Below are 4773 nucleotides of genomic sequence, written 5' to 3'. Positions count from 1 at the left end.
GCGGGCATCGTGAAAAGTCTATGTCAAAGAAAGGGTTATGTTCTCATAATTGACGATTAAATCGCACCTTCCTTAGCTCTGGCTCGTTATTGTTAAATGACCACCTCTACGCATCCGGGGGCAACATCCTCAACGATGCAGCGAGCGTTCAGGTCAATACGCCGATCATCATTAACGGTAACTATCACCAGAACGCAGCCGCAGCGCTGATACTTGGTGTAAGCGACAGTGCGACGGCTACGGGTGACAGCAGCAGCGATTCAGGTTACGGCAACCTGACCGTGAACGGCTCTGCCACCCTCGATCCGGGTACTCACATTTCTCTGGTCCGTACCGGCAACACTTATCAGTTCGCTCAGGGCCAGCGTTATGTCGTGATCAACGCCAACAGCGCGGATACACAGTACAACGCCAATACCCTGAACTATCAGGCTGTCGGTTATAACGGCGGCGTGAAAGGGACGGAATACAACGACGGCACCCACTCTGCGTTAGTTGTCTCTCTGGTTGAAGCCCCGGTTGTTGTCACTCCGACGCCAGTAACAACAGCGCCAGATACAACAACACCGGTTACCACACCAGAAACAACAGCTCCTGTCGTCACCACGCCGACCACCAAAAGCTGGGCAACCATTCCAAGCGCGGCCGCTGCGCTGGGCGGTCTGACGCGTTACTCAGGTATTTCACCGCAATTGCTGGAGCTGTATAACGCCTCTCTGGCCATTGACGGGAAAGCCGAAGCAAACCGCGTTGGCGAAGCACTGTCTTCCAGCCAGAACATCAGCGCCAGTACGGCAAACACCACTGCGGTGTCGAAAGCGATGAGCGTTGTGGGTAACCACATGAACATGGCGCGCAATCCGCAGACTGCCGGTATGAGCGGTGTGTCAACGGGTGATGCCTATGACAGCTGGACCGTCTGGGGCCAACCTTTCGGCGGTTTTGCCAATCAGGACAGCACCGAAGATGTCAGTGGCTATAAAGCGAAGTTTGGCGGCCTGCTGCTTGGCGCAGATCGCGAACTGGGCCAGAACTGGCGTGCAGGTGCGGCGCTGAACTACAGCAACACCTCCGTTCGTGGGCAGGATAACCTGACCGGCAACCGCTCCACCGCAGACAACTACGGCGTGATTGGTTACGCAGGCTACACCGGCAACCCGTGGTTCATGAACCTCTCGGCGGCGGTGAACCGTCAGAGCTACAACTCCACGCGTCAGGCTGATTTTACCGGCTTCTCCGGCACCGCTCACGGCAAGTTCAACGGCCAGTCCATGACCTTGCAGTCTGAGTTCGGTTATCCGTTCACCTTACCGGCGGAAGTGGTACTGACCCCGATGGCAACCTTCACGTATGGCTACCAGCATGTTGATGGTTACAAAGAGTCAGGCGGAAACGGGATGGCGCTGGATGTCGGCAGCTCACACTCACAGTCTGTCGTCAGTGACATCGGCGTTCGCGTAGAGAAAACCGTGGCGACTCGCCTGGGTAATCTGACCCCGTTCGCACAGGTGTCCTGGATTCACCAGTATGACGGCCGCCAGATGAGCAGCAATGCTGTCTACGGTGCCGATACTCTGGGCGAAACCAGCTTCACGACCAAAGGTGCGTCTCCGGTGAAAGACATGGCTGGCGTGGCCGTCGGCACCACCCTGTATAACAAACAGGGCCTGAGCCTCGACGCGCGCTACGACCTGCAGGCAGGCGATCGCTACCAGGCACACACATTCAGTTTGCTGTTACGTAAATCCTTCTGATAAACAGACAGTAAAGGGGCCGCAAGGCCCCTTTTTTTTTCGCTCCGTACTTACGTCTGGTAACGATCATTCCCCCGCCCTTGCTGGAGACAACCCAGGGCAACACCTATACTGCGGTCATGCTTTAACCACTCTTCTAAAGCCTATGACAACACAAACGCTGACCCGCCAGTGGCGTATACCTGGCGCCATTGTGTTAGGACTCTTGCTACTGGCTGCGGCCTTTACCCTGCACACGCACTGGAATGCCTTTATTCAGTGGTGTCTGGCAACGCAAATTACCCTGCACCGCTATCTGGTGATGTATCTGCTGCAACTGAACAACCATCAATACACCGGCGGGCTGTGGCTGCTGACCGGTTCGTTCTTTTATGGCGTGTTGCATGCAATTGGGCCGGGCCACGGGAAATTTATCGTCACGACCTACCTCAGCACCAATCAGGAGAGCCAAACTGCCGCCCGGGTGATCCCCTTCCTGGGCAGCCTGATGCAGGGCGTGAGCGCCATTCTGTTCGTCTTTATCCTCGCGGTAGGCTTTAACCTCGCATCCGGCGATCTCAGCGAAAGCCGCTGGTACGTCGAGAAAATCAGTGCGGTGATGATTGGCGGGTTTGGCGTCTGGCTCATCATCAAAGCGCTCAAAACCATCAAGCCGCAGAAAATGAAAATCACCGCCATGAAGCCGCTGCATCACCAGCATGCCGACGACTGCGGCTGCGGCCATCACGGGGTGGGGATCAGCACACAGGGCGACTGGAAAACGCGTCTGGGGGTGATTCTTGCCATCGGCGCGCGTCCCTGCAGCGGCGCCATCATGATTTTGCTGTTTTCGAACGCGCTGGGCATTGTGACCTGGGGGATCGCGGCGGTCATGACCATGGCGTTCGGTACCGCGCTGTCGATTATGGGCCTGTCGTTAGCGGTGCGTCATGCCCGCAACAGTACCGCCACTTTCTTTAGCCAGGAGAGTGGCAACATGCCGTGGCTGGTGCCGGCACTGAAAATCGCCGGAGGCCTGGCGCTGATTCTGTTCGCCGTGGTGCTGTTCCTGACCGTCATTCCGGTCAGCCCCAACGGCGACTACATCGCGGCAGGCTGCTGATTCACCCATAAAAAAGCCCGGTTTCACCGGGCTTTTTTTTACTCTTCAATCTTCGGATGCTGCATCACCAGCCGCGTGCGTTTGTCCTGTAGCTCAGCAATCTCTTTGTCGAGATCCTCGATTTTCTGTTCGATATTATCGTGGTGCTCGCGCAGGATTTCTTTCGCTTCCTGGATATCCGATGCCGCTGGCGTCGCCCCTTTCAGCGGACGGTTCGCCGTCTCCTTCATCGTAAGACCGGTAATCAGACCAATCACCGCAATCACCATCAGGTAATACGCTGGCATCATCAGATTCGAGGTACTTTCAACCAGCCAGGCAGCCAGCGTTGGCGTCAAACCGGCAACCAGCACCGAGATATTGAACGCGCTTGCCAGCGCACTGTAACGAATGTGCGTGGGGAACATCGCGGGCAGCGTCGATGCCATCACCCCGGTAAAGCAGTTGAGCACCACCGCCAGCATCAGCAGGCCCGCGAAAATCAGGCCAATCACATTACTGTTGATCAGAATGAACGCCGGGATAGCAACAATGAACAGCGCCACGCTGCCCAGCAGGACAAACGGACGACGGCCAAACCGGTCGCTCAGCAGGCCCATCACCGGCTGAACAAACAGCATACCGATCATAATGGCGATAATGATGAGCACGCCGTGGTCTTCAGAGTAATGAAGGTTATGCGACAGGTAGCTTGGCATGTAGGTCAGCAGCATGTAGTAGGTCACGTTGGTGGCAATCACCAGACCCACACAGACTAACAAAGCGCGCCAGTGTTTCGTCGCAATCTCTTTAAAGGAGACTTTCGGCCCTTCCTGCAAACCCTGACGGTCGCCCTGCTCCAGCTTATCAACATGCTGCTGGAACGCCGGTGTCTCTTCCAGCGCGTGGCGCAGGTAGAGCCCAATAATTCCCAGCGGCAGCGCCAGGAAGAACGGAATACGCCAGCCCCAGCTCAGGAAGCTCTCTTCACCCACAACAGTGGAGATCAATACAACGACACCCGCCCCCAGCACGAACCCGGCAATCGAGCCGAAATCCAGCCAGCTTCCCAGGAAACCGCGTCGACGGTCCGGGGAGTATTCCGCCACAAATATCGAGGCCCCGGTATATTCCCCGCCCACCGAGAACCCCTGCGCCATTTTACAGAGCAGAAGCAGAACCGGCGCCCAAATACCAATAGAGGCATACGAGGGAATAAGGCCAATACAGAATGTACTAACGGACATAATCACAATGGTGATCGCGAGGATTTTCTGTCGGCCGTATTTATCGCCGAGCATCCCGAAAAACAACCCGCCCAGCGGGCGAATCAGGAACGGGACAGAGAAGGTTGCCAGTGCGGCAATCATTTGCACGCTTGGGTTGGCATCGGGGAAAAACACTTTACCTAACGCGTAGGCTACAAACCCATATACACCAAAATCAAACCATTCCATCGCGTTACCGAGTGAAGCGGCGGTAATCGCTTTTCGCAGTTTGCCGTCATCAATGATGGTCACATCGCGCAGCGTAATAGGTTTAATTTTTTTCCTTTTTAACATGATGTCCTCTTTTGACTTTCGCCCTGAATCGCTCAATTCATTGCCATGACACTGTTGAGCGTATTAAGCCGTACATGTCGACTTACCTTGTTCAAGCGTAGCAGGTTTACTTACACCGGCTGGTTACAGCCTGTACAACCGAACCTGTTGACGCCTGGCAGGGCGTTGTTTAACCGCTTTTTACCCTAACAGGGTTTAAAAACGTGATCAACTTCACATAAATTTACCCTGTGATGACAAACACAATTTTGGTAATCCATATCTCTTTTTATCGGAACTGCGTTTTACTTAACAAGTAAAGAGCGAATTCAGATAATAAGTGCAACGCTCGGACATGATTGTGGAGAGTGTAGGAGGAAGGGTTAACTACCGATAA

General features: G+C 54.8%; 2 protein-coding genes and 1 pseudogene. 2 read left to right on the top strand and 1 reads right to left on the bottom strand.

Annotated features, from left to right (window positions below; translation table 11 throughout):
• Positions 1-77 precede the first annotated feature (77 nt).
• Positions 78-1754, top strand: a pseudogene (locus tag ACSZPU_RS23480) (autotransporter family protein); the annotation flags it as partial.
• Positions 1755-1899: 145 nt separating this feature from the next.
• Positions 1900-2856, top strand: coding sequence for a nickel/cobalt transporter (locus ACSZPU_RS23475; RefSeq protein WP_499003831.1), 957 nt, complete (start codon positions 1900-1902; stop codon positions 2854-2856).
• 38 nt (positions 2857-2894) lie between these two features.
• On the opposite strand, the gene proP is transcribed toward ACSZPU_RS23475, so the two are convergent.
• The gene (gene proP, locus ACSZPU_RS23470) at positions 2895-4397 is read right to left on the bottom strand and encodes a glycine betaine/L-proline transporter ProP (RefSeq protein ID WP_499003828.1); all 1503 of its coding nucleotides are present in this window, start codon (positions 4395-4397) and stop codon (positions 2895-2897) included.
• Positions 4398-4773 lie beyond the last annotated feature (376 nt).

Origin of the sequence: Phytobacter sp. V69 (assembly GCF_965644215.1) — a bacterium.
Lineage (GTDB): Bacteria > Pseudomonadota > Gammaproteobacteria > Enterobacterales > Enterobacteriaceae > Phytobacter.
Note: the sequence above shows the minus strand (reverse complement) of the source record. Positions and strands in the feature narration are given on the sequence as shown.